The organism is Streptomyces sp. NBC_01381, from assembly GCF_026340305.1.
In the GTDB taxonomy this organism is placed as follows: domain Bacteria; phylum Actinomycetota; class Actinomycetes; order Streptomycetales; family Streptomycetaceae; genus Streptomyces.
This window is the reverse complement of record NZ_JAPEPI010000001.1, coordinates 728,626-752,924: the sequence shown is the minus strand read 5'-3', so window position 1 is coordinate 752,924 and position 24,299 is coordinate 728,626. Positions and strand designations below refer to the sequence as shown.

General features: G+C 68.2%; 19 protein-coding genes, 1 tRNA gene and 1 pseudogene. 10 read left to right on the top strand and 11 right to left on the bottom strand.

The features are described from left to right. Positions 1-245: 245 nt before the first annotated feature. Complete coding sequence (locus OG453_RS03625) at positions 246-2,810, top strand: glyoxal oxidase (RefSeq protein WP_266864436.1); 2,565 nt, start codon at positions 246-248, stop codon at positions 2,808-2,810. Positions 2,811-2,995: 185 nt separating this feature from the next. Here the strand turns inward: OG453_RS03625 and OG453_RS03620 are convergent, their stop codons facing one another. Beyond that, positions 2,996-3,157: a hypothetical protein gene (locus OG453_RS03620; RefSeq protein WP_266864434.1), complete on the bottom strand. Its 162-nt coding sequence runs from the start codon at positions 3,155-3,157 to the stop codon at positions 2,996-2,998. A 146-nt stretch (positions 3,158-3,303) separates the two neighbouring features. Further along, entirely contained in the window at positions 3,304-4,038 is a 735-nt protein-coding gene (locus OG453_RS03615; protein ID WP_266864432.1) for a DUF5324 family protein, read from the bottom strand. 279 nt (positions 4,039-4,317) lie between these two features. Here OG453_RS03615 and OG453_RS03610 point away from each other — a divergent pair, with 279 nt between their 5' ends. Next, complete coding sequence (locus tag OG453_RS03610) at positions 4,318-4,851, top strand: peptidylprolyl isomerase (protein ID WP_266864430.1); 534 nt, start codon at positions 4,318-4,320, stop codon at positions 4,849-4,851. 115 nt (positions 4,852-4,966) lie between these two features. Then, positions 4,967-5,863 (top strand): rhomboid family intramembrane serine protease, encoded by an 897-nt coding sequence (locus OG453_RS03605; RefSeq protein WP_266864428.1) that lies wholly within the window; start codon positions 4,967-4,969, stop codon positions 5,861-5,863. Between the two features lie 302 nt (positions 5,864-6,165). Here the strand turns inward: OG453_RS03605 and crgA are convergent, their stop codons facing one another. Beyond that, positions 6,166-6,423 carry a cell division protein CrgA gene (crgA, locus tag OG453_RS03600; protein WP_266864426.1) on the bottom strand — a complete coding sequence of 86 codons (258 nt, stop codon included), beginning with the start codon at positions 6,421-6,423 and terminating at the stop codon, positions 6,166-6,168. A 92-nt stretch (positions 6,424-6,515) separates the two neighbouring features. Between crgA and OG453_RS03595 the strand changes: the two genes are divergently transcribed. The 6 genes from OG453_RS03595 to OG453_RS03570 are packed head-to-tail and all read left to right on the top strand — an operon-like array spanning position 6,516 to position 10,872. Continuing rightward, entirely contained in the window at positions 6,516-7,286 is a 771-nt protein-coding gene (locus OG453_RS03595; protein WP_266864424.1) for a DUF881 domain-containing protein, read from the top strand. Positions 7,287-7,324: 38 nt separating this feature from the next. Beyond that, positions 7,325-8,023, top strand: coding sequence for a class E sortase (locus OG453_RS03590; protein WP_266869693.1), 699 nt, complete (start codon positions 7,325-7,327; stop codon positions 8,021-8,023). Continuing rightward, positions 7,974-8,216, top strand: coding sequence for a hypothetical protein (locus OG453_RS03585; protein ID WP_266864422.1), 243 nt, complete (start codon positions 7,974-7,976; stop codon positions 8,214-8,216). Before OG453_RS03590 ends, OG453_RS03585 begins: the two co-directional genes overlap by 50 nt. 2 nt (positions 8,217-8,218) lie before the next feature. Continuing rightward, positions 8,219-8,866, top strand: a complete 648-nt coding sequence (locus OG453_RS03580; RefSeq protein ID WP_266869692.1) for an aminodeoxychorismate/anthranilate synthase component II — start codon at positions 8,219-8,221, stop codon at positions 8,864-8,866. Further along, positions 8,863-10,110 (top strand): class E sortase, encoded by a 1,248-nt coding sequence (locus tag OG453_RS03575; RefSeq protein WP_266864420.1) that lies wholly within the window; start codon positions 8,863-8,865, stop codon positions 10,108-10,110. The genes OG453_RS03580 and OG453_RS03575 overlap by 4 nt, the downstream gene beginning before the upstream one ends. Before the next feature lie 24 nt (positions 10,111-10,134). Continuing rightward, positions 10,135-10,872, top strand: coding sequence for a class E sortase (locus OG453_RS03570; RefSeq protein ID WP_266864418.1), 738 nt, complete (start codon positions 10,135-10,137; stop codon positions 10,870-10,872). A gap of 84 nt (positions 10,873-10,956) precedes the next feature. Here OG453_RS03570 and pknB read toward each other — a convergent pair whose 3' ends face one another. The 6 genes from pknB to OG453_RS03540 all read right to left on the bottom strand — a co-directional run bounded on the left by pknB (position 10,957) and on the right by OG453_RS03540 (position 19,136). Then, a complete protein-coding gene (gene pknB, locus OG453_RS03565) occupies positions 10,957-12,957 on the bottom strand; it encodes a Stk1 family PASTA domain-containing Ser/Thr kinase (RefSeq protein ID WP_266864416.1) in 2,001 nt (666 codons plus the stop codon). A gap of 168 nt (positions 12,958-13,125) precedes the next feature. Beyond that, positions 13,126-14,589, bottom strand: coding sequence for a penicillin-binding protein 2 (locus OG453_RS03560; RefSeq protein ID WP_266864414.1), 1,464 nt, complete (start codon positions 14,587-14,589; stop codon positions 13,126-13,128). Beyond that, positions 14,586-16,013, bottom strand: a complete 1,428-nt coding sequence (locus OG453_RS03555; protein ID WP_266864412.1) for an FtsW/RodA/SpoVE family cell cycle protein — start codon at positions 16,011-16,013, stop codon at positions 14,586-14,588. The genes OG453_RS03560 and OG453_RS03555 overlap by 4 nt, the downstream gene beginning before the upstream one ends. Positions 16,014-16,039: 26 nt before the next feature. After that, positions 16,040-17,596 (bottom strand): Stp1/IreP family PP2C-type Ser/Thr phosphatase, encoded by a 1,557-nt coding sequence (locus OG453_RS03550; protein WP_266864410.1) that lies wholly within the window; start codon positions 17,594-17,596, stop codon positions 16,040-16,042. A 120-nt stretch (positions 17,597-17,716) separates the two neighbouring features. After that, positions 17,717-18,238, bottom strand: coding sequence for an FHA domain-containing protein (locus OG453_RS03545; protein WP_135332252.1), 522 nt, complete (start codon positions 18,236-18,238; stop codon positions 17,717-17,719). A gap of 10 nt (positions 18,239-18,248) precedes the next feature. Then, positions 18,249-19,136, bottom strand: a complete 888-nt coding sequence (locus tag OG453_RS03540; RefSeq protein WP_266864406.1) for a DUF3662 and FHA domain-containing protein — start codon at positions 19,134-19,136, stop codon at positions 18,249-18,251. Positions 19,137-19,511: 375 nt separating this feature from the next. Between OG453_RS03540 and OG453_RS03535 the strand changes: the two genes are divergently transcribed. After that, positions 19,512-19,598: transfer RNA gene (locus tag OG453_RS03535), tRNA-Leu, on the top strand. Between the two features lie 884 nt (positions 19,599-20,482). On the opposite strand, the gene OG453_RS03530 is transcribed toward OG453_RS03535, so the two are convergent. Next, positions 20,483-21,520 carry an MBL fold metallo-hydrolase gene (locus OG453_RS03530; RefSeq protein WP_266864404.1) on the bottom strand — a complete coding sequence of 346 codons (1,038 nt, stop codon included), beginning with the start codon at positions 21,518-21,520 and terminating at the stop codon, positions 20,483-20,485. Positions 21,521-21,536: 16 nt separating this feature from the next. Beyond that, positions 21,537-24,238: pseudogene (ppc, locus tag OG453_RS03525) on the bottom strand (phosphoenolpyruvate carboxylase). Positions 24,239-24,299 lie beyond the last annotated feature (61 nt).

Genomic DNA, 24,299 nt, shown 5'->3' with positions numbered 1-24,299 from the left:
AGCTCGATGCACTCGTGCGGACCGTGTGGCGATGGCGGACCCGTAGAAGACTCGCTTATTCTTTTTTCCGGCGCACTCGAATTTCCGCTGAAGTAATGCCGAAATGTTTCTCGCCGGCCCTCGATATGGATATGCGGAAATCTCCCTGACATGCGGATTCTGCGATTGCAAGGGGATTCGATCACCCCTGCTGGCGTGCAGCCGAAATCACCGGAGGGAAACCGACCCGGAGTACGAGGTTCGCGATGGCAAAATCATCCCGGCTGCCCGAAGACAATTCACCCGACGGAGTTCCGCACGTCAGCCCGGTAACCCGGCGCACGCTGCTGGCCGGAGCGCTCTCGGCGACGGCCTCCGGGCTGTTGCTCGGAGGCGCATCCCGGGCATCCGCCGCAGGGGCGACCGCATCGCTCGAACCTCTCGACATCACCGGTCCTGAGGCGCTCCTGGGGCGGCGCTGGATTCACCTGAAGCTCGACGAGAACGGCCGAGGCCTACCCGTACGCCTGCCCTTGCGCGTCCCTGGTCTCCGATCGGCTTCCGCATCGGCCGAGCCGACCGAGATCCGCGTCACTAGTACCACCGGGCTCACCCGGATCGGCGCCGCGCCCGACAAGCCGGAGAACGACGGTGTCGCGCTGCGCGTCGCCGCGGGCAGCGCGAGCGACCTCTGGGTGACTCCGCACCGGCTCGGCTCGCCCGGCGTACCCGCCGACCGGCTGGAGATCCGGACGCGCCGGGCCACCGCGGTGGTGGACGTCTGGATCGAGCCGGCCGGGGGACGGTGGTTCGGCGCGGACCGCGATCACCAGTTGCTGGACCTGGAGATCGTCGCCGTCCACGCCGCGCTGGTCCGCAGGGGCGACGGGGCCGAGGTCATCATGTGGTCCCCGGCGCGCGACAGGGACGACGACGGCAACCTGAAGCCCGACCCCGACCGGCCGGGCAAGTGGTCGTGGACGACGTTCCACATGGGCGCGCTCGAAGCCCGTGCGCTCGACCTCACCACCCTGAAGACCCGTGAGCGGCCCATGACCGGCGGCGAGGGCGTCAAACCGAGGAACGTCTTCTGCGGCGGACATGCCCATCTGCCGGACGGCAAGCTTCTCGTCGCCGGTGGACACGTCGACCCGGCCCACCTGGACCTCGACGACGCCGTGGGCGTGCATGTATACGACCCCAACGCTGCGAACGCCTGGAGCCGACCCGCGGTGATGGGTGTCCGCCGCTGGTACCCGGCCGTCACCACGATGCCCGACGGCCGGATGCTGATCGCCGGCGGAAGCCGCACGGCCCCGGCGCACGAGGCGGCCAAGAACGACCTGCCCAAGGGCTACTGGAACCAGATCAACAACGACTACCAGATCTACAACCCCGCCGACGGCAGTCTGACCCCCCGGTCCGAGGCGCGGCGGCTGATCGACCCCGAGCTGCTCGCGAGCCCGAAGGACAAGCTGGCCGCCTACCCCAACATCTTCGTCCTCCCCGGCAAGACCGCCACGTCGCTGCCGCTGGTCGCCCTGGTCGAAACCAACCGCGCCTGGCTCTACCAGTACGACAAGGCCAAGGGCGATGCCCCGCTGGTACTGGCGCCCACCGTCTACACCATGCGCGGGAAGGGCTCCCGCAGCTATCCCACGTACGGCTCGAACGTCCTGCTCCCGCTCAAGCCCGGCGCGGGCAAGCACCGGATCCTGGTGGTCGGGGGCCAGCACGAGGGGCAGACGAAGCATCGCGACATCACCTACGAGCAGAAGAGCACGGCCACCGCGGAGATCCTGGACGTCGACGCGTTCCAGCCCCTGAGCCGCCAGAAGGGCTGGCGGCGGATCGAGCGCGGCATGAAGCACCCGCGGGTGCTGTGCGACTCGACCCTCATGGCCGACGGCACGGTCCTGGTGAGCGGCGGGACCGAGAAGGGCTGGGGCGACATGAACAAGGTGCCGGTCCTCGCCTCTGAGATCTTCGACCCGGTCAGCGAGACCTTCCGGCTCGCCGACTCCGCACTCACCGACCGGCGCTACCACTCGATCGCGCTGCTGCAGCCCGACGGGACCGTGCTCAAGGCGGGCAGCACGGGCGGGTTCGCCCATGACCCCGACACCAACGAGTCCCTGTTCGACGAGCACGCCACCGCCGAGCGCTACTACCCGCCGTACCTCTACCGCGGCCCCCGCCCCGCCATCACCGCCGTGGCCGGCGCCAACGACGCCTGGACCACGCTCGGTTATGACACGGAGGTCGCCCTTCAGGCCCGCGGCGCCGGTCTCGACGCCCAGTCCAAGGTGGCGCTCATCCGGTTCGGCTCGACCACCCACGGCAACAACATGGACCAGCGGTACGTGTGGCTGCGCACCACGGCCCAGGATTCCGATGCGTACGAGCGCTGGACCATCCAGTTCCGTACGCCTGAGACCTCTGCGGTGGCACCGGCGGGCGACTACATACTCGTCGTGGTCGACAGCACGGGCGTCCCGTCCTCGTCCCGCTTCGTCCATCTGTCGCAGGGCAGCACGGACTGGTCGGGACCGACCGCAGACCGCAGACCAGCGACCGGGCGGAGCCGACGCGCGACTCCGCCCACCGGAATGGGGTGCTACGCGCCGGGCATTTCCTCGGAGGTGCTGTCTTGTACGTCCAGAAACGTGATCTCGGGGACTCGGGCTGCTCGACCACCGAGTGGTTGGTGTACAGGAGCGTTCCGGGCTCGTTCCGGATATCGGGCAGGGCATCCGCCACGAGTTCGTCGATGGCCTCCGCGGATTCCTCGTCCTTCCCGACGAACCGGACCGCCAGCGCGAATGGCATGATTACACCTCTCAGAGGATTTTCGCTGAACCGAATTCCCCCGGGTGTCTCGAAGGTGGGGAATTCAATTCATCGTGCCATCGTTATGCGCTGGGATTCGGTCGGCTCGACGGAATTCTTCGGCCTTTCTTGGATAGGCTGACATGGTGCGTGCAAGTGTTTAGCTAATGGCCCGCGACTTGCAGATTCATTTCAGGCGTCCTCCCCGCACCCCGCTCCAGTCCAGCGCCTGACGCGCCTGGCGCTGTGCCTGCTCAGCCACCTCCCGGGTCTCGGTGAGTACGTCGCCGCGCTCCCGGATCAGACGCTCGTAGATCGGCGGATGCTCAGATATCTCTGCGGTGCTCATGACGCCTGATCCTCCCCGTTTACCGAAGATCTGTCAGGCTCGATGTCCGGTTCGCCCGCTCCGAGCGGGAGCCGAACGCCGTAGGGCGGGAACCCCAGCTTGGGTTCCCGCCCTACGGCGTTCTTACGGCGGTCCCGCGACGCGGATCAGTGCTTTTCGTCGCGCTCCGCGGCTTCCGCCTCGGCCTGCTTGGCCTGTACCTCGGGGTCGAGGGACTGCTGGCCGCTGCCGTCGACCGAGCTCAGCGGGGTGCTGTCCGGGACCTCCGTCGCGGCGGGCGGCTCGACGAGCCAGTCCGGGTTGGCCTGCTTGTCCCACCACTTCCAGGCGGCGATCGCACCACCCGCGAGGAGGCCGAGCACGACGGCGCCCTTGGCGAGGCGCCCGACGCGGGCCCGGCGTTCGTGCTTGCGGACAAGACGCTTGATCTCCTTGGCCGAGACGTCACCACGCAGCGCGGCGATCGCCGCCACACTGCGGGACGCGGCCTCGTCACGGACGGGCTGGGCCGCGGCCACGGCCTGCTCGATCCGCGGCTTCGAGTACTCGGCGGCCTGCCGGGCCGCCTTCCGTGTCTGCTTGGCGGCCTTGCGTGTACGGACGGCGGCCTCATGCGCGGCGTGGTCGACCTTCGGCGGCACATGTGTACGCGCCTGCTCCACGCGGGGCGCGACGTGGGCGCCGTACTGCACACGGGCCTGTTCGGCGGCCTGATGCGCGGCCTGCGACACCTTGGGCGCCAGCCTTACGCGCACATCGTGGGCGTAGTGAGCGGCCTGGTCCTTGGCCGTGCCGGCGTAGGGGGCCACCGCCTCAGCGGCGTGCCGGACGCTGTCCTTGGCCGAGCCGGTCGCGGCGCGCACGCTGTCGATGCGGGTCACGGGATCCTCCTCCTCGGTGGCGTATAGGTATGTCACCTTTCCACCCTTTCAGGGATCATGCCTTCCGGGTGACCCTCAGGCATGAGAGGGCGGGCATCCGGGTCAAGCGAGCAACTCAAGCAACTCGATCAATCTGATCAATTTGATCAAATCGGGACAAGAAGCGTTCTTGGCCGACAATGCCACGGATCGCTTCTGTGCGCGCCCAGTCGGCGGCTACTCGTCGCAATCCGTCCGTGCGAGGATCGGAGCGTCACAGAAGACAACGGAAGGCAGACCGTGGCTGAGCAGCTTTACGCCACCCTGAAGACCAACCACGGCGACATCGAGGTGCTGCTGCACCCCAACCACGCGCCGAAGACGGTCAAGAACTTTGTGGAACTCGCCCAGGGCGAGCGTGAGTGGGTCAACCCCGAGACCGGTCAGAAGTCCTCGGACCGGCTCTACGACGGCACGGTCTTCCACCGCGTGATCAGCGGCTTCATGATCCAGGGCGGCGACCCGCTGGGCAACGGCACGGGCGGCCCGGGCTACGAGTTCGCGGACGAGTTCCACCCCGACCTCGCCTTCGACAAGCCGTACCTCCTTGCCATGGCCAACGCCGGTCCCGGCACCAACGGCTCGCAGTTCTTCGTGACGGTCTCGCCGACCGCCTGGCTGACCCGCAAGCACACGATCTTCGGTGAGGTCACGGACGCGGCGAGCCAGAAGGTCGTCGACGAGATCGCGGCCGTGCAGACCAACCCGCGCACCGACCGCCCGGTCAACGACGTGGTCATCGAGTCCGTGGTGATCGAGACCCGCGGCGCCTGACCTCGGCGTACCCGCGAGGGAACCAAACCGCCCCGCCCATCCGTAAGGAAGGGCGGGGCGGTGCGTTCGCACGCGTGGGCGCGCAGTGCCTTCGTACGGAGATTGAGGGGACCCCATGGATCAGGCACCAGGCAGCCCGCAGGGGCCGCGGGACGCGCAGCACCTGCCCGGTTGCTACCGTCACCCGGACCGCGAGACCGGCATCAGCTGCACCCGCTGCGAGCGGCCCATCTGCCCGGAGTGCATGATCAGCGCTTCGGTCGGCTTCCAATGCCCCGAGTGCGTGCGCGAGGGCTCGGGCACCGGTCACGCGCCCGCGGCCAACCAGCCGCGCACCATCGCGGGCGGCTCGATCGCCGCCGACCCGCGCCTCATCACCAAGATCCTGCTCGGCCTCAACGTGGCGGTGTTCATCGCGGTCCTCGCCGTCGGCGACCGCCTGGTGAACGAGCTCGTCCTGGTCGGTGAGTGGCCTCCCTACCCCTTCGTGGCGGAGGACGGCGTCGCCGAGGGCCAGTGGTACCGCCTGGTCACCTCGATGTTCACGCACCAGGAGCCTTGGCACATCGCGTTCAACATGCTGGGCCTGTGGTGGCTCGGGGGTCCGCTGGAGGCGGCGCTCGGCCGAGCCCGCTATCTCGCCCTGTACATGCTCTCCGGCCTGGCCGGCGGCGCCCTGACCTATGTCGTCGCGGGCGCGAGCCAGGCCTCGCTCGGCGCGTCCGGGGCGATCTTCGGTCTGCTCGGCGCGACCGCCGTCCTGATGCGGCGCCTCAACTACGACATGCGCCCGGTCATCGCGCTGCTCGCGCTGAACATGCTGTTCACCTTCACGTGGAGCGGCATCGCCTGGGAGGCGCACGTCGGCGGTCTGGTCGCCGGTGTCGCGATCGCCTACGGGATGGTGCACGCGCCCCGTGAGCGGCGGGCGCTCGTGCAGTGGGGGACCTGTGCCGCGGTGCTGCTCGTGGTCCTGGCCGCCGTGGTCGTCAGGACCGCACAGCTCGTCTGAGCCTGTGTGTTCCTCGTCTGAGCCGGTGCGTCCCGCTCACTGTTGTCCACAGCGTGTGGCGGATCTTGTGCATGCTGTGGGGAACAACAGTGCCCCTTGTCGCTGACCTGGGTTTTCCCAGGAAGGACAAGGGGCCTGCGGCGGCTTGCATGGCGATCGGGCAGTCACACCGGCGTCAACACCGAGTGGGTTATCCACAGATCGTCTTTCTTTTTCCCCAGTGTGGATAGCGCTGTGGATAACTCAGGGCAAGGCTTGCTCTCGCCGCCGGGGAATGCGGTGCGGCAGCAGCGCGGGCCGCGCTACTTCCACTGCGTGGAGACGCCGAACCCCGCGGCGATGAAGCCGAAGCCGACCACGATGTTCCAGTTGCCCAGCGGGTCGATCGGCAGCTTGCCGTCGGTGACGTAGAAGACAACGATCCAGGCGAGCCCGATGAGGAACATCGCCAGCATCACGGGGGCCACCCAGCTACGGCTGGTCAGCTTGATGCTCGTCGCCTTCTTCGCCGCGGGCGGCGTGTAATCGTCGGCCTTCTTGCGGATCCGTGACTTCGGCACGAGGGTCTCTCCTGTCGATACGGGGAGCTGAGCCCTCCCCCGGGCGTCCGTTAGCGTAGTGCTTCCGCGGCGCTGAAGGAGATAAGGGTACGTTGAGCAATTCTGCCGACTCCCCCACAGGTCAGGGTCGCCGTCCCCGTTGGCGGCCGGTCCGGTTGCTGACGGCTGCCGTCTTCGCCCTCGCGGGCCTCATCTTCTTCACCAGCTTCAACACTGCCAAGGGTACGAACATTCGCACGGATGCGTCCCTGCTGAAGCTCTCCGACCTCATCCAGGAGCGCAGCCACAAGAACGGCGAGCTGGACGAGTCCAACGGTTCGCTGCGGGACGACGTCGAGGCGCTCGCGGAGCGTGACAACGGCGGCACGAAGGCCGACGACGCGCGGCTCAAGGCCCTGGAGAAGAACGCGGGCACCAAGAAGGTCAAGGGTGAGGCCGTCTCCGTGACCCTCACCGACGCCCCGCCGGGCGCCACGGCCAAGCTCCCCGGCTACCCCGAGCCCCAGCCCAACGACCTGGTCATCCACCAGCAGGACCTGCAGGCCGTGGTGAACGCTCTCTGGCAGGGCGGCGCCGAGGGCATCAAGGTCATGGACCAGCGGCTCATCTCCACCAGCGCCGTCCGCTGTGTGGGCAACACCCTGATCCTCCAGGGCCGCGTCTACTCACCTCCGTACAAGGTGACCGCGGTCGGCGACCCGGAGAAGCTGAGGACGGCGCTCGCCGCTTCCCCGGAGATCCAGAACTACATGCTGTACGTGAACGCCTACGGCCTCGGCTGGAAAGTCGACGACGACGGGGCGGTGACTCTTCCCGGCTACTCGGGCACAGTGGATCTCCACTACGCGAAGCCCGTGGAATAGCAGTGGAGTAGCACCCGGGGAGGGACCGTCCGGTGTCGGTGCGAGTGCTGTTGAGGACGTTCAGCGAACTGTGCATCACCATCGGCACGTTGATCGTGCTCTTCGTGGTGTACGTCCTGTTCTGGACCGGCGTGAAGGCCGACAACGCCATGGACAGCCAGATCGACCAGCTCCAGGACCAGTGGGCGCAGGGATCGATGTCCACAGGGACGGACGACAAGCCTGCCGGCGGCTCCGAGGAGAGCCCTCCGAAGCCGGGCCCCTACGAAGAGGGCAAGCCGTTCGCCGTGATGTACATCCCGCGGCTTGGTTTCACGTGGAACAAGCCGGTGCTCCAGGGCACCGGCACCGACGTACTCAAAAAGGGACTCGGGCACTACGGAGACACCGCTCAGCTCGGCCAGAAGGGGAACTTCTCCGTGGCGGGCCACCGCCGCACCTACGGAGACCCCTTCAAGGACTTCCCGAAGCTGCGCCCGAACGACCCCGTGGTGCTGACCGACGGCACGACCTGGTTCACGTACCGCATCGACAACAAGCCACTGAAGACGCTGCCCGGCGACATCGGTGTCATCGATCCGGTGCCGCGCAAGTCCGGGTACGAGGGGCCGGGCCGTTACCTCACTCTTACGACCTGTGAGCCAGAGTGGGGCCACAGCCACCGGTTGATCGTCTGGGCACACCTTGATGCCACCCAGCCCGTCGAGGCCGGGAAACCGGAGGCACTGCGCCGTTAGTCTGGTGCCGTACGGCTACGGAAGGGACGGCATGTACGGCTGGATCTGGCGGCATCTGCCGGGAAACGCATGGGTAAGGGCGCTGCTTTCGCTGGTGCTCGTCTTCGCGGTGGTCTACGTGCTCTTCCAGTACGTCTTTCCGTGGGCCGAGCCGCTTCTCCCCTTCAACGACGTGACGGTGGACGGCCAGTGAGCATCGACGGACGCCCGGCCCGCATCCTCGTGGTCGACAACTACGACAGCTTCGTCTTCAACCTCGTCCAGTACCTGTACCAGCTGGGCGCCGAGTGCGAGGTCCTGCGCAACGACGAGGTCGAGCTGCGGCACGCGCAGGACGGCTTCGACGGCGTCCTGCTCTCGCCGGGACCCGGCACCCCCGAGCAGGCGGGTGTCTGCGTCGACATGGTGCGGCACTGCGCCGACACCGGAGTGCCCGTCTTCGGCGTCTGCCTCGGCATGCAGTCGATGGCGGTCGCGTACGGCGGAGTCGTGGACCGTGCGCCGGAGTTGCTGCACGGCAAGACGTCCCCGGTCGTGCACGAGGGCAAGGGTGTCTTCGCCGGTCTTCCGTCGCCGTTCATCGCGACGCGCTATCACTCGCTCGCCGCCGAGCCGGCCACGGTGCCGGCCGAACTCGAGGTGACCGCGCGCACGGAGGACGGCATCATCATGGGCCTGCGCCACCGTGAACTGCCGGTCGAGGGCGTGCAGTTCCACCCCGAGTCGGTGCTCACCGAGCACGGCCACCGCATGCTCGCCAACTGGCTGGTGGAGTGCGGGGACGAGGGGGCGGTCGGTCGGTCGAGCGGTCTTGCCCCGGTGGTGGGCAGGGCCACGGCGTGACCGCGTTGCGCCCCGAGCGCGATTCCTCCGGAGTTCCGTACGACGAGCAGTACGCGTCGTACGAGGAGCAGGGATCGTACGAAGAGCCCGGGGCGTTCGCGGCGGCAGTCGACCATCTCGCCGATCCGCTGACGGATCCGCTGCCGGGGCAGCATCCGTCGCCGTGGTTCCGCAGCGGGCAGCCCGCCCCGGAGCCGGAGCCGCAGTTCCCTGAGCCGGAGTGGTACGACCCTCAGGGGTACGCCCGTGACTGGTACGGGGCGGAGCAGCGGCCGGAGCCGGAGCCGGCGCGGGAACCGACGTACGAGGAGCTGTACGGCGCGTACGCCCCGCAGCCGCAGCCCCGGCCGCCGCTCGACGACGAGACGGTGGGCCTGCGCACGGCGGACACCCGGCGAATAGTCGAGCCAGAGCCGCAGCCAGAGCCAGAGCGGGAGCCGGAGCGCCCTACAGGAGGCCGGGCCGCCCGCCGCAAGGCCGCCAAGAAGGGGAGCCCGCCGGCCGCCTCCAGAGCAGAGTCCGCCGCCCCCCTCTCCCGCGTCGAGGCCCGTCGCGCCGAGCGCGCCAAGAAGCCCTCCGCGGGCACGGTGATCAGCCGGGGCGTCGGCGAACTCTTCATCACCATCGGCGTCCTGATGCTTCTCTTCGTCACGTACCAGCTGTGGTGGACGAACATCCGCGCCCACCAGCAGGCGAACGGCGCAGCCAACGACCTCCAGGAGGAGTGGGCGAAGGGCAAGGGCAAGCCGGGCGCCTTCGAACCCGGGCAAGGCTTCGCCCTGCTCCACATCCCCCGCCTCGACGTGGTCGTGCCGATCGCCGAGGGCATCGACAAGTCGGGGGTCCTGGACCGCGGCATGGTCGGCCACTACAACGAGGGCGGCACCAAGACCCCGATGCCGGAAGCGAAGCAGGGCAACTTCGCGGTCGCCGGGCACCGCAACACCCACGGCGAACCGTTCCGCTACATCAATCAGCTCGAACCGGGCGATCCCATCGTCGTGGAGACGCAGGACAAGTACTTCGTCTACAAGATGGCGAGCATCCTGCCGCAGACGAGCCCCGGCAACATCTCCGTGATCGCCCCGGTCCCCGAGGGTTCGGGCTTCACCAAACCCGGCCGGTACATCACACTGACCACCTGTACCCCGGAATTCACGAGTAAGTATCGAATGATCGTCTGGGGCAAGATGGTCGAGGAACGGCCGCGCGGCAAGGGAAAGCCGAGCGCGCTCGTCAACTAGCACGGTGAGAACGGGGCAGATCCAGTGGCAGCGACGACCGACCACGCCGACCACGACGAGAAGCAGGCCGAGACGCCCGCCCCGCGGCCGCGGGGCCGCGGGCCCATCGCCACGGCGGTCAGCGTCTTCGGTGAACTCCTCATCACCGCGGGGCTGGTGCTCGGCCTCTTCGTCGTCTACTCCCTGTGGTGGACCAACGTCGTCGCCGACCGCGAGGCGCACAAGCAGGGCGACAGGGTCCGCGACCGCTGGGCGGGCGGCCCCGGGAACCTGAACACCAAGGACGGCATCGGCTTCCTGCACGTACCCGCGATGGGCGGCGGCGAGGTGCTGATCAAGAAGGGCACCAGCAACAAGATCCTCAACGACGGCGTCGCGGGCTACTACGAAGACCCGATCAAGTCGGCCCTCCCTGAGGACAAGGAGGGCAATTTCACGCTGGCCGCGCACCGCGACGGGCACGGCGCGAAGTTCCACAAGATCGACAAGATCAAGGAGGGCGACGCGATTGTCTACGAGTCCCGGGACAAGTGGTACGTCTACAAGGTCTACGCGACCCTCCCCGAGACCTCGAAGTACAACGTGAACGTCCTGAACCCGGTCCCCAAGGAATCGGGTGCGAAGAAGCCGGGCCGCTACATCACCCTGACGACGTGCACGCCGGTCTACACGTCCAACTACCGCTACATCGTGTGGGGCGAGCTGGAGCGCATCGAGAAGGTCGACAACAAGCGGACGCCGCCGGCTGAGCTTGCCGACTGACTTCGAGCACGACCTCGAGCACGACAGAGCCCCGGTCACCGCTGGCGAGCGGTGACCGGGGCTCCTCTCGTGTACTGCGGAGGGTCAGTCCCTTTCGCTGCGGAAGCCCGTGCCGCCTCCGAAGAGGGTGCCTCCGTCGTCTTCCCCGCCGTTGCCTCCGCCGTTGCCCTGGTCGCCGCCCGCCGTCGTCAGGTTGATCGCCGTACCCGGCGGGACCTGCTCGTTGGCGGTGGGCTGGGAGAGGACCACGAGGGCGTCGTCTTCCTGCGGGCCCGTGATGGTGCCGACCGTCAGATCGGCGTCCTCGATGGCCTTACGGGCGTCCTTGAGCTTCTGGCCGGTGAGTGCGGGCACGGTGGCCTGCTCGGCGGCCTTGGCTACCTGGACGGTGACGGTGGAGCCGTCATCGACGTTCGTACCGGCTGCCGGGGAGGTCTGGATTACCTTGCCCTCCTCGACGGAGTCGCTGGCCACGTCCTCACGCTTGGGAGTGAGGCCCTCACCCGTGATCCGCTGCGCGGCGGCTTCGTAGTCGAGGCCGGTGACGTCAGGGACCTGGACCTGAGTCTTCGCCTTGGCGACCTCAAGGGTGATCGTGCTGCCCTTTTGGACCTCAGTACCGAGTACCGGGTCCTGATCGAGGACCTCGCCCACGGGCCGAGGGGACTCCACCCGCTTCGGCAGGACCTTGAACCGGTACTTGGGGCCCTCGAGCTCATCCGTGGCGTCGTCGATGTTGTCACCGATGACGTTCGGCACCGCGACCTTCGGCGCACCCGTCGACACCACCACATTGATGGTGTCGCCCTTGCTGACCTTGGCGTTGGCGCCCGGGTCCTGGCTGCAGATCTCGCCCTTCGGGTACTTCGCGCAGGGCTTGCGCTCCGAGATTGCGAGCTCCAGGTCGACGTTTCCGGCCTGCGTCTTGGCCTCCGTGTATTCCTCGCCCACGAAGTTGGGAGCCTTCAGCGAGTCATTGCCCCCACCACCCCCGGTGAACGCCCACTTCCCGATCAGAATGGCGCCGACCAGCACCAGCAGCCCCGCCAGAACCAGCAGCACCGTAGATGTGCTGCTCTTCTTCTGGCGGCGGCGCGAATGATCGTCGTAGCCGTCGTCCGGGCCGACCGGCGGCATCATCGACGTCTGGGCGCCGCCGGGCTGCGGGCGCAGCATCGCCGTCTGCTGGTCGTCCGGGTGGCTGCCGTAGCCGACCGCGCCCATGGCGGCGGTGGCCTGGACGGGCTGGCCGTCGAGGCAGGCCTCGATGTCGGCGCGCATCTCGTCGGCCGACTGGTAGCGGTAGTCCGGGTCCTTGGTGAGGGCCTTCAGGACGATCGCGTCCATCTCGGGCGTGATCTCGCCGTCGAAGACGCTCGGTGCCTGGGGCTCCTCGCGTACGTGCTGGTAGGCCACCGCGACCGGGGAGTCGCCCACGAAGGGCGGGCGGACCGTGAGCAGCTCGTAGAGCAGGCAGCCGGTCGAGTAGAGGTCGCTTCGCGCGTCCACCTGCTCGCCCTTGGCCTGCTCCGGCGAGAGGTACTGCGCCGTGCCGATGACCGCGGCCGTCTGCGTCATCGTCATCCCGGAGTCGCCCATGGCGCGGGCGATGCCGAAGTCCATGACCTTGACCTGGCCGTTGCGCGTCAGCATGACGTTCGCGGGCTTGATGTCGCGGTGGACGATCTGATTGCGGTGCGAGTACTCCAGGGCCTGGAGGATGCCGATCGTCATCTCCATGGCGCGCTCGGGCAGCAGCTTGCGCCCGGAGTGCAGGAGTTCCCGCAGGGTGGAGCCGTCGACGTACTCCATCACGATGTACGGGATGGAGACCCCGTCCACGTAGTCCTCGCCGGTGTCGTAGACCGCGACGATCGCAGGATGGTTGAGCGAGGCGGCCGACTGGGCCTCGCGGCGGAACCGGGCCTGGAATGACGGGTCGCGCGCGAGGTCAACGCGCAGCGTCTTCACCGCCACGGTGCGTCCGAGACGGGTGTCGTGCGCGAGGTAAACCTCCGCCATCCCGCCTCGGCCGAGCACCTGGCCCAGCTCGTACCGCCCGCCGAGGCGACGCGGCTCTTCCATAGCTAATCCAGCCCTCTCCGTCAGTCCCGACCGCACCCATGTGTGGTCCGGCGGTGTGCTGTCCGGGCATACCGTACCCGGCTCGCCTTACGTGACCCGGCCGCGACCGTCACCCGATACAGGACCGGTATCGCAACGTGCACTGATGTGAAGAGGCCGTGACGGGGGTCACTTCTTGCTGTCGAGAACCGCCTGCATCACGTCCTTGGCGATGGGGGCGGCGAGACCGCCACCGGAGATGTCGTCACGGCTGGCGGCGCTGTCCTCGACCACCACGGCGACGGCAACCGGCGAACCGGAGTCGGTCTTGGCGTAGCTGATGAACCAGGCGTACGGGTTCTCGCTGTTGTCGACGCCGTGCTGGGCCGTACCGGTCTTGCCGCCGACGGTCACGCCGTCGATCTTGGCGTTCCGACCGGTGCCCTCGTTCACGACTGTCTGCATCATGTCCTGGAGCTTCTGCGCGTTCTCCTCGGAGAGCGGCCGGCTCATCTCCTTGGGAGCGTGCTTCTCGATCACGTCCAGGTTCGGCGCCTGCAGCTCGCTGACCATGTACGGCTCCATGAGCGTGCCGTCGTTGGCGATCGCGGAGGCGACCATGGCCATCTGCAGCGGCGTCGCGGCCGTCTCGAACTGGCCGATGGAGGAGAGCGCGGTCTGCGGCTTGTCCATCTCCTTGGGGAAGACGGAGGCGTTGGAACGAACCGGGACGAACTGCTCGGAGTTGAAGCCGAACTTCTCGGCCGTCTCCAACATGTCGTCCTTGCCGAGGTCCGAGCCGATCTTGCCGAAGACGGTGTTGCAGGACACCCGCAGCGCCTCGCGCAGCGTGGCGTTCTTGCAGGGGATGTTGCCCTCGTTCTTCAGCTCGGTCTGGGTGTTGGGCATCGTCCAGGGCAGCGGGGACTTGGTGGGCGAGTCGATGTCGTCGTACAGGCCGTGCTCCAGGGCGGCGGCCGCGGTGACGGCCTTGAAGGTGGAGCCGGGCGGGTACGTCTCGCGCAGGGCGCGGTTGAGCAGCGGCTGGTCCTTGTCCTTGTCCAGCTTCTGGAAGAGCTTGCCTTCCTTGCTCGTGATTCCCGCGAAGTCCGACGGGTCGTACGAAGGAGCGGAGGCAAGCGCCAGGATCGCGCCGGTGGAGGGGTCGATCGCGGCGACCGCGCCCTTGCCGCGGCCCTTGAGACCTTCGTACGCGGCCTTCTGCGCGCGCGCGTTGAGGGTCGTGACGGCGTTTCCGCCCTCCTTCTTCTTGCCCGTGATCATGTCCAGGCTGCGCGTGAAGAAGAGCCGGTCGTCGTTGCCGGTGAGGATGCCGTCCTCGATGGACTCGATCTGCGTGGCACCGATGCGCTGCGAGGCGAAGCCGGTGACGGGGGACCACATGGGCCCGTTCTTGTACGTCCTCTGGTACTTGAAGTCGCCGCTGCCGGACTCCTTGGAGCCGGTGATGGCCTTGCCGTCGACGATGATGTCGCCGCGCGGCTGGGCGTACCGCTCGATGGAGACGCGGCGGTTCTTCTTGTGCTCGGCGAGGGTGTCGGCCTGCACGTACTGGAGCCAGTTGTCCCGGGCGAGCAGGGCAAGGACGAGGAGCCCGCAGAAGATCGCGATCCGGCGCAGGGGCTTGTTCACGGTCGGACCACCTGGGTCATCTCGGCGTCGGGGTTCGGGGCGGGCGCCGGGGCAGGACGGCGTGCGGTGTCGCTGATACGGATGAGGATGCCGATCAGGGCCCAGTTGGCGATCACGGACGAACCGCCGTTCGCGAGGAACGGCATGGTCATACCGGTCAGCGGGATCAGGCCCATGACGCCGCCGGAGACGACGAACACCTGGATGGCGAAGGCGCCGGACAGACCGATCGCCAGGAGCTTGCCGAACGGGTCGCGGGCGGCGAGCGCCGTGCGCACACCGCGCTCCACGATCAGACCGTAGATCAGCAGGATCGCCATGACGCCGGCCAGACCCAGCTCCTCGCCGAAGGTGGCGAGGATGAAGTCGGAGTTGGCGGCGAAGCCGATCAGGTCGGAGTGACCCTGGCCGAGGCCGGTGCCGAGCACGCCGCCGGAGCCGAACGCCATCAGGGACTGGGCGATCTGGTCGCTGCCCGTCGAGGCGATGACGGCGTCGGAGAACGGGTTCAGCCAGGCGTCCACACGCTCTTGCACGTGCGGCTCGAAGGTGGCGACACCCACCGCGCCGACCGAGGACATCAGCAGACCGAACACGATCCAGCTGGTGCGCTCCGTGGCGACGTACAGCATCACGACGAACATGCCGAAGAACAGCAGCGACGTACCGAGGTCGGTCTCGAAGACCAGGATCAGGATGGACATCGCCCAGACCACGATGATCGGACCGAGGTCACGGCCGCGCGGCAGGTAGATGCCCATGAAGCGGCGGCTGGCCAGCGCGAGCGCGTCGCGCTTCACCATCAGATAGCCCGCGAAGAAGATCGCGATGACGATCTTCGCGAACTCACCGGGCTGGATGGAGAATCCGGCGACGCTGATCCAGATTCGGGCGCCGAAGACGTTCATGCCGAGACCCGGCACCAGCGGCAGCAGCAGCAGGACGAGGGCCGCGACCATGGAGATGTACGTGTAGCGCTGCAGGACGCGGTGGTCCTTGAGCAGCAGCAGCACGGCCACGAAGAGCGCGATGCCGATGGCCGAGAACATCAGCTGCTTCGGTGCGGAGGCGCTGAACTGGCCGGTGGCGGCCTTGGCGAGGTCCTGCAGCTTCTCCGACTGGTCCAGGCGCCAGATGACGACCAGACCGAGGCCGTTGAGCAGCGTCGCGAGCGGCAGCAGCAGCGGGTCCGCGTACGCGGCGAACCTGCGCACCACGATGTGACCGACGGCCGCGAGCAGGCCGAGCCCGCAGCCGTAGCCGAGCATGCCGGACGGCAGCTCGCCGTCGAGCGCGAGACCTACGTTGATGTAGGCGAACAGCGGGATGACGACAGCGAACGCAAGGAGCGCGAGCTCGGTGTTGCGCCGGCTCGGCGCACCGATCGCGCCGATGGTCGACGTGTGTGTAGTGCTACTGCTCATGGTGTGCAAAGGCCCCCAACGGCTGCTTACTGCTTACCGCACAGCGGGACCAGCTTCTTCTCTTCCTCGGAGAGGCTGGGGCCGGGTGTGGGAGTCGGTGCGGTCTTGGACTTGTTCTTGTCGGTGGTGCTGTTCTTGTCGCTCGTGTCGCCTGTGTCGTTCTTGTCCGCCGGGTCGGTCGGATCGTCGGTGGGGGCCTTGGCCGCCAGACCGGTCGCGCCGCCCGCCTCGCCCTCGCCGGGCTTGGCGTTCTCCCGCTCGGCCTCGCGGCGCTGCGCGTCCTTCTCGCACGCGGAGGCCTGCAGGCTCAGCTCCTCGATCTTGCTCTGGGCATCGTCGAGGTTGCCCTCGGGGATGGTGCCCTCGACCTGCTTGCGCTGATACGGCGGCAGGTACTTGAGTTCGATCTCGGGGTGGTCCTTCTCCACCTTGGACAGGCTGACCCAGGCAAGGTCCTGGTCGATGCCGCGGTAGAGCGCGACGTGCTCGTCCTTGGTGCCTACGTAGTACTGCGTCTGCGTCCAGCGGTAGCCCCCGTAGAGGCCGCCTCCGATGACCGTGAGGGCCAGCACTGTGTAGAGGGATCTCTTGAGCCACTTGCGGCCGCCGCCGGGCTTCACGAAGTCCTCGTCGCTGAACGCGCCGAAGTTCCCTTCGGGAACGTATCCCGTCGTGTCACCGCTCCCGGGAGGGCCGAAGCCGCCTCCGGAGGGCTGCGGCGGCACCGGACGGCCGAGGCCGGACGCACGGCCCGCGGGCGTCTGCATGGCGCCGTCGTCCTGCGCCTGGAGCTGGTTCTCGGCGACCGCGCCGACGACCACGGGGGTGTCGGACAGCTGTCCCGCGAGGGTGTCGCCGCTGTCGATGTCCAGGACGTCGGCGACGATCACCGTGATGTTGTCGGGGCCTCCGCCGCGCAGCGCGAGCTGGATGAGCTCCTGCACGGTCTCCTGGGGGCCCTGATAGCTCGCGAGGGTGTCTTCCATCGTCTGGTGCGAGACCACACCGGAGAGACCGTCGGAGCAGATCAAGTACCGGTCGCCGGCGCGGACTTCACGGATCGAGAGGTCCGGTTCGACATGCTCGCCACTGCCCAGCGCGCGCATCAGCAAGGAGCGCTGCGGGTGGGTGGTGGCCTCTTCCTCGGTGATCCGGCCCTCGTCGACGAGGCGCTGCACCCAGGTGTGGTCCTGGGTGATCTGCGTGAGGACACCGTCCCGCAGCAGATACGCGCGCGAGTCGCCGACGTGTACGAGGCCCAGGCGCTGCCCCGTCCACAGGAGGGCGGTCAGGGTCGTCCCCATGCCCTCGAGCTGGGGGTCCTCCTCGACCATCAGGCGCAACTGGTCGTTGGCGCGCTGCACGGCCGTGCCGAGCGACGTCAGGATGTCCGATCCCGGTACGTCGTCGTCGAGGGTGACGAGCGTCGAGATCACCTCGGAGCTCGCGACCTCGCCCGCGGCCTGGCCCCCCATGCCGTCGGCGATCGCGAGGAGACGCGGACCGGCGTAGCCGGAGTCCTCGTTCCCCTCACGGATCATGCCTTTGTGCGATCCGGCGGCGAAGCGCAAAGACAGACTCATGCGCACCTCGCCCGTCGGCTCCGGGTACATCCGCACGGTGCCCACCCTCCGGTCGGGAGCGCGCTGGCGTCCAGTGTGTGGACCGCGTCGGCTCGCTCGCTCCGCTCGCTCATTGTCGTACTACTTCCGCAGCTCGATGACGGTCTTGCCGATGCGGATCGGCGCGCCCAGCGGAACGGGCGTCGGGGTGGTGAGTCGGGTCCGGTCCAGATACGTGCCGTTGGTGGACCCGAGATCCTCGACGATCCACTGGCCGTCACGGTCCGGGTAGATCCTGGCATGCCTGCTGGAGGCGTAGTCGTCGTCCAGCACGATCGTCGAATCGTGCGCGCGGCCCAGCGAGATCGTCTGGCCCTGCAGGGCGACTGTCGTGCCCGCGAGGATGCCTTCGGAGACGACCAGCTTGCTGGGGGCGCCACGGCGCTGCCTGCCACCGCCCTGCTGCTGGCGCTGGGCAGGCGGCGCGGCCTGCTGTTGCTGGCGTGCGGCCTGCTGCGGTCGCGCGTTCTCACGGCGTGAGCCGCGCTGTGTGACGCGTGTTCCAAACAGGTCGCTACGGATGACCTGGACGGCCACGATCACGAACAGCCACAGAACGGCTAGGAAACCCAACCGCATGACCGTCAGGGTCAGCTCTGACATTGCCCCCGCTTCACCCTTCGGCTTGCCGGTAAACGATGGTGGTTTGGCCCACGACGATCCGCGAGCCGTCGCGGAGCGTAGCGCGGGTGGTGTGCTGCCCGTCTACCACGATGCCGTTGGTAGACCCGAGATCCTGGATCGTCGAGGGCGTTCCGGTCCGGATCTCACAGTGCCGGCGGGATACGCCGGGGTCGTCGATCCGCACATCGGCGTCGGTGCTGCGACCCAGCACCAGCGTCGGGCGGGAGATCTGATGGCGATTGCCGTTGATCTCGATCCAGCGCCGCACCTGCGCACCCGGAAGCGGCCCGGCGCCGGGCCCCTGGGGGCGGTTCGGCACCGGCGCGGGCCCGCCCGTGCGTCCGCCAGGGGGCGGCGCCGCGGGCATGGGAGGAGCGCTGGAGGGCTGCTGCGGGTAGCCGTAGCCACCGCCCGCGGGGGGTCTGCGGTCCGCGGGGCCCGGTCCTGTGGGTGCAGCGGGTGCAGCAGGTGCTGCGGGGGCGCGCTCGGGAGTCTGTGAGGTGCTGGACGCGAGTGTGCGGCTGCGCACCCGGTACAGACCCGTGTCGAGGTCGTCCGCCTTCTCCAGGTGGACCTTGATGGGGCCCATGAAGCTGTAGCGCTGCTGCTTGGCGTACTCGCGCACCATCCCGGAGAGCTCGTCGCCGAGCTGCCCCGAGTAGGGGCTCAGGCGCTCGAAGTCGGGCGCGCTGAGCTCCACGATGAAGTCATTGGGGACGACCGTCCGCTCGCGGTTCCAGATCGTCGCGTTGTTGTCGCACTCGCGCTGCAGGGCGCCGGCGATCTCGACGGGCTGGACCTCGGACTTGAACACCTTGGCGAAGGTGCCGTTGACCAGACCTTCGAGTCGCTGCTCGAACTTCTTCATGACTCCCATGGGGCACCTCCTCCGTCGTAGTCATCCTGGTACTGCTTACTGATCGTATCCACGCGCCGGGAAATCGGCTGGTTCCCCCTGTCCGCCCAGTCGATGAGTGTCGCCTCTCACAAGGCTGCCCGCACCAGGGTTCCGGGATCCTTCCGGACTCCTCTATCAGGGATCGTAGAGGGGGCCTCAAACCAGTGTCCCGCACCCGGCTGCGGACCATCGCCGGGTCCGGCCGAAGTCGGACGGCCGGCCCGCAATCCGCACGGACCACCAGGGCAGGTGCCCCCGAATACGGATGTGAATCCACCCTCGGCAGCGTGCTAATCTTCTGGATGTCGGCAGGCGCTCGCACCGCAAGTGAGAGACCCAAAGACAGACACCCATGCGCGGGTGGCGGAATAGGCAGACGCGCTGGATTCAGGTTCCAGTGCCCGAAAGGGCGTGGGGGTTCAACTCCCCCCTCGCGCACCATGAAGAACCGACGAAACGGGTCTTCACCAGTGACGAAAGTCCTGGTGGGGCCCGTTTCTCGCGTTCTGGGCGGACTGCGGTCCGCAGGATCACAGGGGCAGGGCCCCAGCGGTGAGCTATCTCACTGCTGGGGCCCTGCTCTGTGCGTCCGGCAGCGATACCGCGGATGCGACGGGTTCCGCCCGGTTCGATGTGCTCGCGGAGGGGGTCCTTGGCGAAGCCGTTCATGCCTTCGATGGCGTTGCGTAGCCGGAAGTAGACGCGTTGCAGCTTGGCGCCGGCCTCGGGTGGGAGGGCGTTCCTTGGGCATGAACAAGTGGCGGTGCGTTCGTGGATCCGTCTGGCAGGGGCGCCGTTGTCTTCGGGGTCGCGGGCGGCGATGAGGGTGAGGTCGTAGCCGTAGAGCTTCTTCTTCTTCACCCGTCCCCGGTTCTTCTTGCTTCTCGTCTTCTTCTTGGCAGCCATGGGGCGCGTAGGTGGTTCAGGGGCGAAGTCTTCCAGGGCTAGGGGGTCCTTGTGCTTGGCGTTGCGGACGTACCAGCCGGCTTCGGGGTCGGTGGCGGTGGCGGGGCTGTCCGTGGACAGGCCCTCAACAGCAGACGGGACTGCTGTGGCTGCGCCTCGCGCCCGTGATCGGATGCCCGAGCGCGTACCTGTGCTCCGGTGGAGCCCGCGATCCTGCCCGACTTCATCGACGGCTACTGGGAGGGCCGGCTCCCAGACGGCGAGATCTGTCTGACGTGAAGCCGTCTGTTCACGTTCGGCCCAGGACCCTTCCGGACGCAGGCGCCGTGGTCTGCAGTCCGTGGTCCACGGCGCCTGGCACGGTCTATTGCATGCAGGCACGATCGCTCGCGACGACAGGTCCGGAGCCTCGGCCGCGGCTATGCGCGCGGCAGCCGGATCGGGGCGGGCAGTAGGGCGTGGGCGGGGACGGGGCGCCAGCGCGGGGTGCCGTGGTGCGGGTGGGTGAGGCGGCCGAAGGCCTGATCGCCGAAGTGGAAGGCGAACCCGTAGGTGCGCGGCGCGCGCAGCCGCGCCAGGAGGGTCGTACGGGCCTTCAGGACGCCGCCGACGTCCTTGTCGGGGCCGGAGGGCCACTCGGGGTGGGTCATCTGGGCCGGGGTGTGGAAGGCGTCGCCGAACACCAGGATCCGCCGGCCGCCGCCGGCGGAGATGACGTACGTGGTGTGGCCCGGGCTGTGGCCGGGGGTGATCAGCGCGGTGACGCCGGGCCATACTTCGGCGCCGTCGTCGAACTGGCGCAGCACGCGGGACATCGGCACCATGAACCCGTCCCAGGAGGGTGCCCCCACCTTCACCTCGCGTTTCCAGAACGGGCCCCATTCGGCGCGCGCCACGAGGTAGTCGGCGTGCGGGAACGCCTTGTGCATCTCTTGGCCGTGGCCCGCACGGAAGCCGACGCCGGTGTGGTCCGTGTGCAGGTGAGTGAAGGCCACGGTGTCGATGGATTTCGGCGGCACGCGCAGAGCTCGGAGGGTGCGCAGCAGTGCGCCGCCACGGGAGACGCCGAGTGAGGGCGAGAGCACATTGGCGCCGAGCCCCACATCGATCAGGAGTCGGCGCCCGCCCCGCTCGACGAGGACACCGCCAGCCGAGGCGGCGATCCGCCCGGAGGGAGCCAGCGCGTCTGGGTGTTGTGCCCAGTACGAGGCGGGGACGGCGGGGAAGAACCCGGCGGGGTCCAACTCCATGGCAGCGTCGACGACATAGGTGAGCCGGGTGTCGCCCAGGGTGAGGGTACGCACGGCCGACTGATCGCCGAGCGAGCCGATGCGGGATCGCGCGGCGTGCACATCCGGGAGCGCGCCGGCGATCGGGAGGGCCGCCGCCGCGGTGGAGGCGACTGCTGTGCGGAGTACCCCGCGGCGGGAGAGGGCTTGCATACGGTCTTGTGTCATGGTCGGGGCTCCTTGGTCAGCCGGTGTTGCGCAGACCCGCGGCGATTCCGTTGACGGTGAGCAGCAGGGCCCGGCAGAGGGTCGGGTCCGGCTGCTCGCCTGCGACGGCCGCGTCCCGCTGCCGCTTGAGCAGGGCGACCTGGAGGTACGAGATCGGGTCGAGGTAGGCGTCGCGGATCGCGAAGGTCTGCTTCAACATCGGCTGTGCATCGAGGAGTTCGTTCTCTCCGGTGATGCGCAGGACCTCGCGTACGGTCAGGTCGTGCTCGGCCTCGATGTCGGCGAACACGTGCTGCAACTCGGCCGGCACCAGCGTCTCGACGTAGTGCCTGGCGATGCGCAGGTCGGTCTTGGCGAGCGTCATCTCGACGTTGGAGATGAAGTTCTGGAAGAAGTGCCAGTGCTCGTGCATCTCATCGGGCACGGCGTCCAGGCCCACCTCGCGCAGCGCCTTGAGGCCGCTTCCGACGCCGTACCAGCCCGGCACGATCTGCCGCGACTGCGTCCAGCCGAACACCCACGGAATCGCCCGGAGCCCGTCCAGGCCGCCACCGGAGTCCGGGCGGCGCGAGGGCCGCGACCCCAAATGCAGGTCGGCCAGCTGGTTCACCGGGGTCGAGGCCAGGAAGTAGGCCGGCAGATCCGGGTCCTCCACCAGCCTGCGGTACGCGGTGTGCGCGGCGTCGCTCACCACGTCCATCGCGGCGTCCCACCGAGCCATCACCTCGTCCGACTGACGCGGCGCGGTGTGCAGGGCGGATGCCTGCAGTGTCGCCGCGACGGTCAGCTCCAGGTTCTCCCTCGCCAACGACGGCACCAGGTACTTGTCCGAGATGACCTCGCCCTGCTCGGTCACCTTGATCTCGCCCTCCAGGGCTGGGCGAGGATCGCATGGTGCGAGGGGCCGCCGCCGCGGCCGACGGTGCCGCCGCGGCCGTGGAAGAGGCGGAGGCGGACGCCGTAGCGGTGCGCGACGTCACGGAGGCGCCGCTGGGCGCGGTGGATCTCCCACTGGGAGGTGGTGATGCCGCCGAACTTGGAGGAGTCGGAGTAGCCGAGCATGACCTCCTGGACGTCGCCGCGCAGGGCGACGAGACGGCGGTAGGAGGGGTCGGCGAGCATGTCCTGAAGGATCGTGTCGGCGGCCTTGAGCTCGTCCGTCGTCTCCAGCAGCGGCACGATGCCGATCTTCGCTCTGTCGGCATGCAGGTCGATGAGGCCCGCCTCACGAGCCAGCACGGTGGCGGCGAAGACATCGTCCGCCCCCTGGCACATCGAGATGACGTACGACTCGATGACCTCGGGGCCGAACACGTCCAACGCCCGCTGAATCGTGTGGAAGACCTCGAGAGTCTTCTCGCCGGCCGCGTCCAACGGCGCCGGGCCCAGGAGACGGCGAGACGTGAGTTCCTTGGCCAGCAGGCGCTGGCGGTAGTCGCGGGGCATGTCGGCGTAGCGCCAGGATTCCTCGCCGAGGCGGTCGAAGAGCTGGCCGAGGGCGTGGTGGTGGGCGTCGGCGTGCTCGCGTACGTCCATGGTGGCGAGCTGGAGGCCGAAGGCGGAGAGCGTGCGGATCGTACGGTTCATGCGGCCCTCGGCGAACAGGCCTCCCCGGTGCTCGCGCAGCGAGGTCTGAATCAGCGTCAGATCCTGGAGCAGTTCGGCGGTGCCGAGGTAGTCACGGCCGTCCTCGTGCGGAGTGTGGTGCGCCAGGCGGTACTTGGTGTTCTCCAGCTTCTGCCGGATCGCGGTCGCCTTGAGCCGGTACGGCTCCTCGGCGTTCAGGCGCTTGTAACGCGGGCTGATCTCCGGCAGCCGCTCCAGATCGCACCGCAGGGACATGCGGAGCTCCTCCGTCGCGCCCGTGTAGCGGATCGAGTTCGACAAGAGGCCGCGCAGCTCGTCGACCAGGTCGAGCGCGTCGTTGATGCCGTGCTCGTGCTGCAGGATCAGCACGTCCCAGGTGGCCTGCGGGGTCACGTTCGGATTTCCGTCCCGGTCACCGCCGATCCAGGTACCGAAGGTCAGCGGCCGCGTCTCCTCGGGGAGTGTGACGCCGACCTGCTCCAGCTCGGCAGTCAGGTCTTCCAGTACGTCGCCGACCGCGCCCGTGTGCAGCTCGTCCAGATAGTAGATCGCGTTACGGGACTCGTCGGTGACCTCCGGGCGCACCACCCGCAGCTCGTCGGTCTGCCACACCAGGTCGATGTGCTCGGCCAGGCGGGTGTCGTGGCGGCGCCGGTCTCCCGCGATCACCTGGGTCTCCAGGAGTGCGGCGATGCGGCGCAGCTTGTTCAGGACCGAGCGGCGTGCGGCCTCCGTGGGGTGGGCGGTGAAGACGGGGCGTACCTGCAGCTGCGCGACTGCGCGCGCCAGGGCCTCGGGTGCCTCGTGCGCGGCGTGTTGGACGACGCGGGTGAGGGCGGCGCCCGCCTGTTCCCTGGCCGAGCGCAGTTCGCGGCCGCGGTGCACCTGCTCGGTGACGTTGGCCAGATGGAAATACGTGGAGAAGGCGCGCACCAGTTTGGCGGCGGTCTCCGGCCCGGCGGCGCGCAGGAGTTCAGCGGCGGTCTCATCGTTCTCGCGGACCAACTGGCGGATCCTCTTGACGAGTTCGAGGAGTTCCGGGCCTTCCTGGCGGACCAAGGTCTCGTCCAGCAGGTCGGCGAGATGTCGGATGTCCGCATGCAGGTCGGCATGGTACGTACGGGCGTTCATGACTGCTCCTGGGAGTGGAGTGGCGAAGGTCCGTAAGGGCTGTGCGGTCTACGAGGTCCAT

Bases quoted from the DNA above. Each gene is read 5' to 3' on its own strand.
- OG453_RS03605 (WP_266864428.1), top strand. From the start codon at position 4,967: ATGGATCAGGCACCAGGCAGCCCGCAGGGGCCGCGGGACGCGCAGCAC.
- OG453_RS03625 (WP_266864436.1), top strand. From the start codon at position 246: ATGGCAAAATCATCCCGGCTGCCCGAAGACAATTCACCCGACGGAGTT.
- OG453_RS03585 (WP_266864422.1), top strand. From the start codon at position 7,974: ATGCCACCCAGCCCGTCGAGGCCGGGAAACCGGAGGCACTGCGCCGTT.
- OG453_RS03550 (WP_266864410.1), bottom strand. From the start codon at position 17,596: ATGAGTCTGTCTTTGCGCTTCGCCGCCGGATCGCACAAAGGCATGATC.
- OG453_RS03530 (WP_266864404.1), bottom strand. From the start codon at position 21,520: ATGACACAAGACCGTATGCAAGCCCTCTCCCGCCGCGGGGTACTCCGC.
- OG453_RS03545 (WP_135332252.1), bottom strand. From the start codon at position 18,238: ATGTCAGAGCTGACCCTGACGGTCATGCGGTTGGGTTTCCTAGCCGTT.
- pknB (WP_266864416.1), bottom strand. From the start codon at position 12,957: ATGGAAGAGCCGCGTCGCCTCGGCGGGCGGTACGAGCTGGGCCAGGTG.
- OG453_RS03620 (WP_266864434.1), bottom strand. From the start codon at position 3,157: ATGAGCACCGCAGAGATATCTGAGCATCCGCCGATCTACGAGCGTCTG.
- OG453_RS03540 (WP_266864406.1), bottom strand. From the start codon at position 19,136: ATGGGAGTCATGAAGAAGTTCGAGCAGCGACTCGAAGGTCTGGTCAAC.
- OG453_RS03555 (WP_266864412.1), bottom strand. From the start codon at position 16,013: ATGAGCAGTAGCACTACACACACGTCGACCATCGGCGCGATCGGTGCG.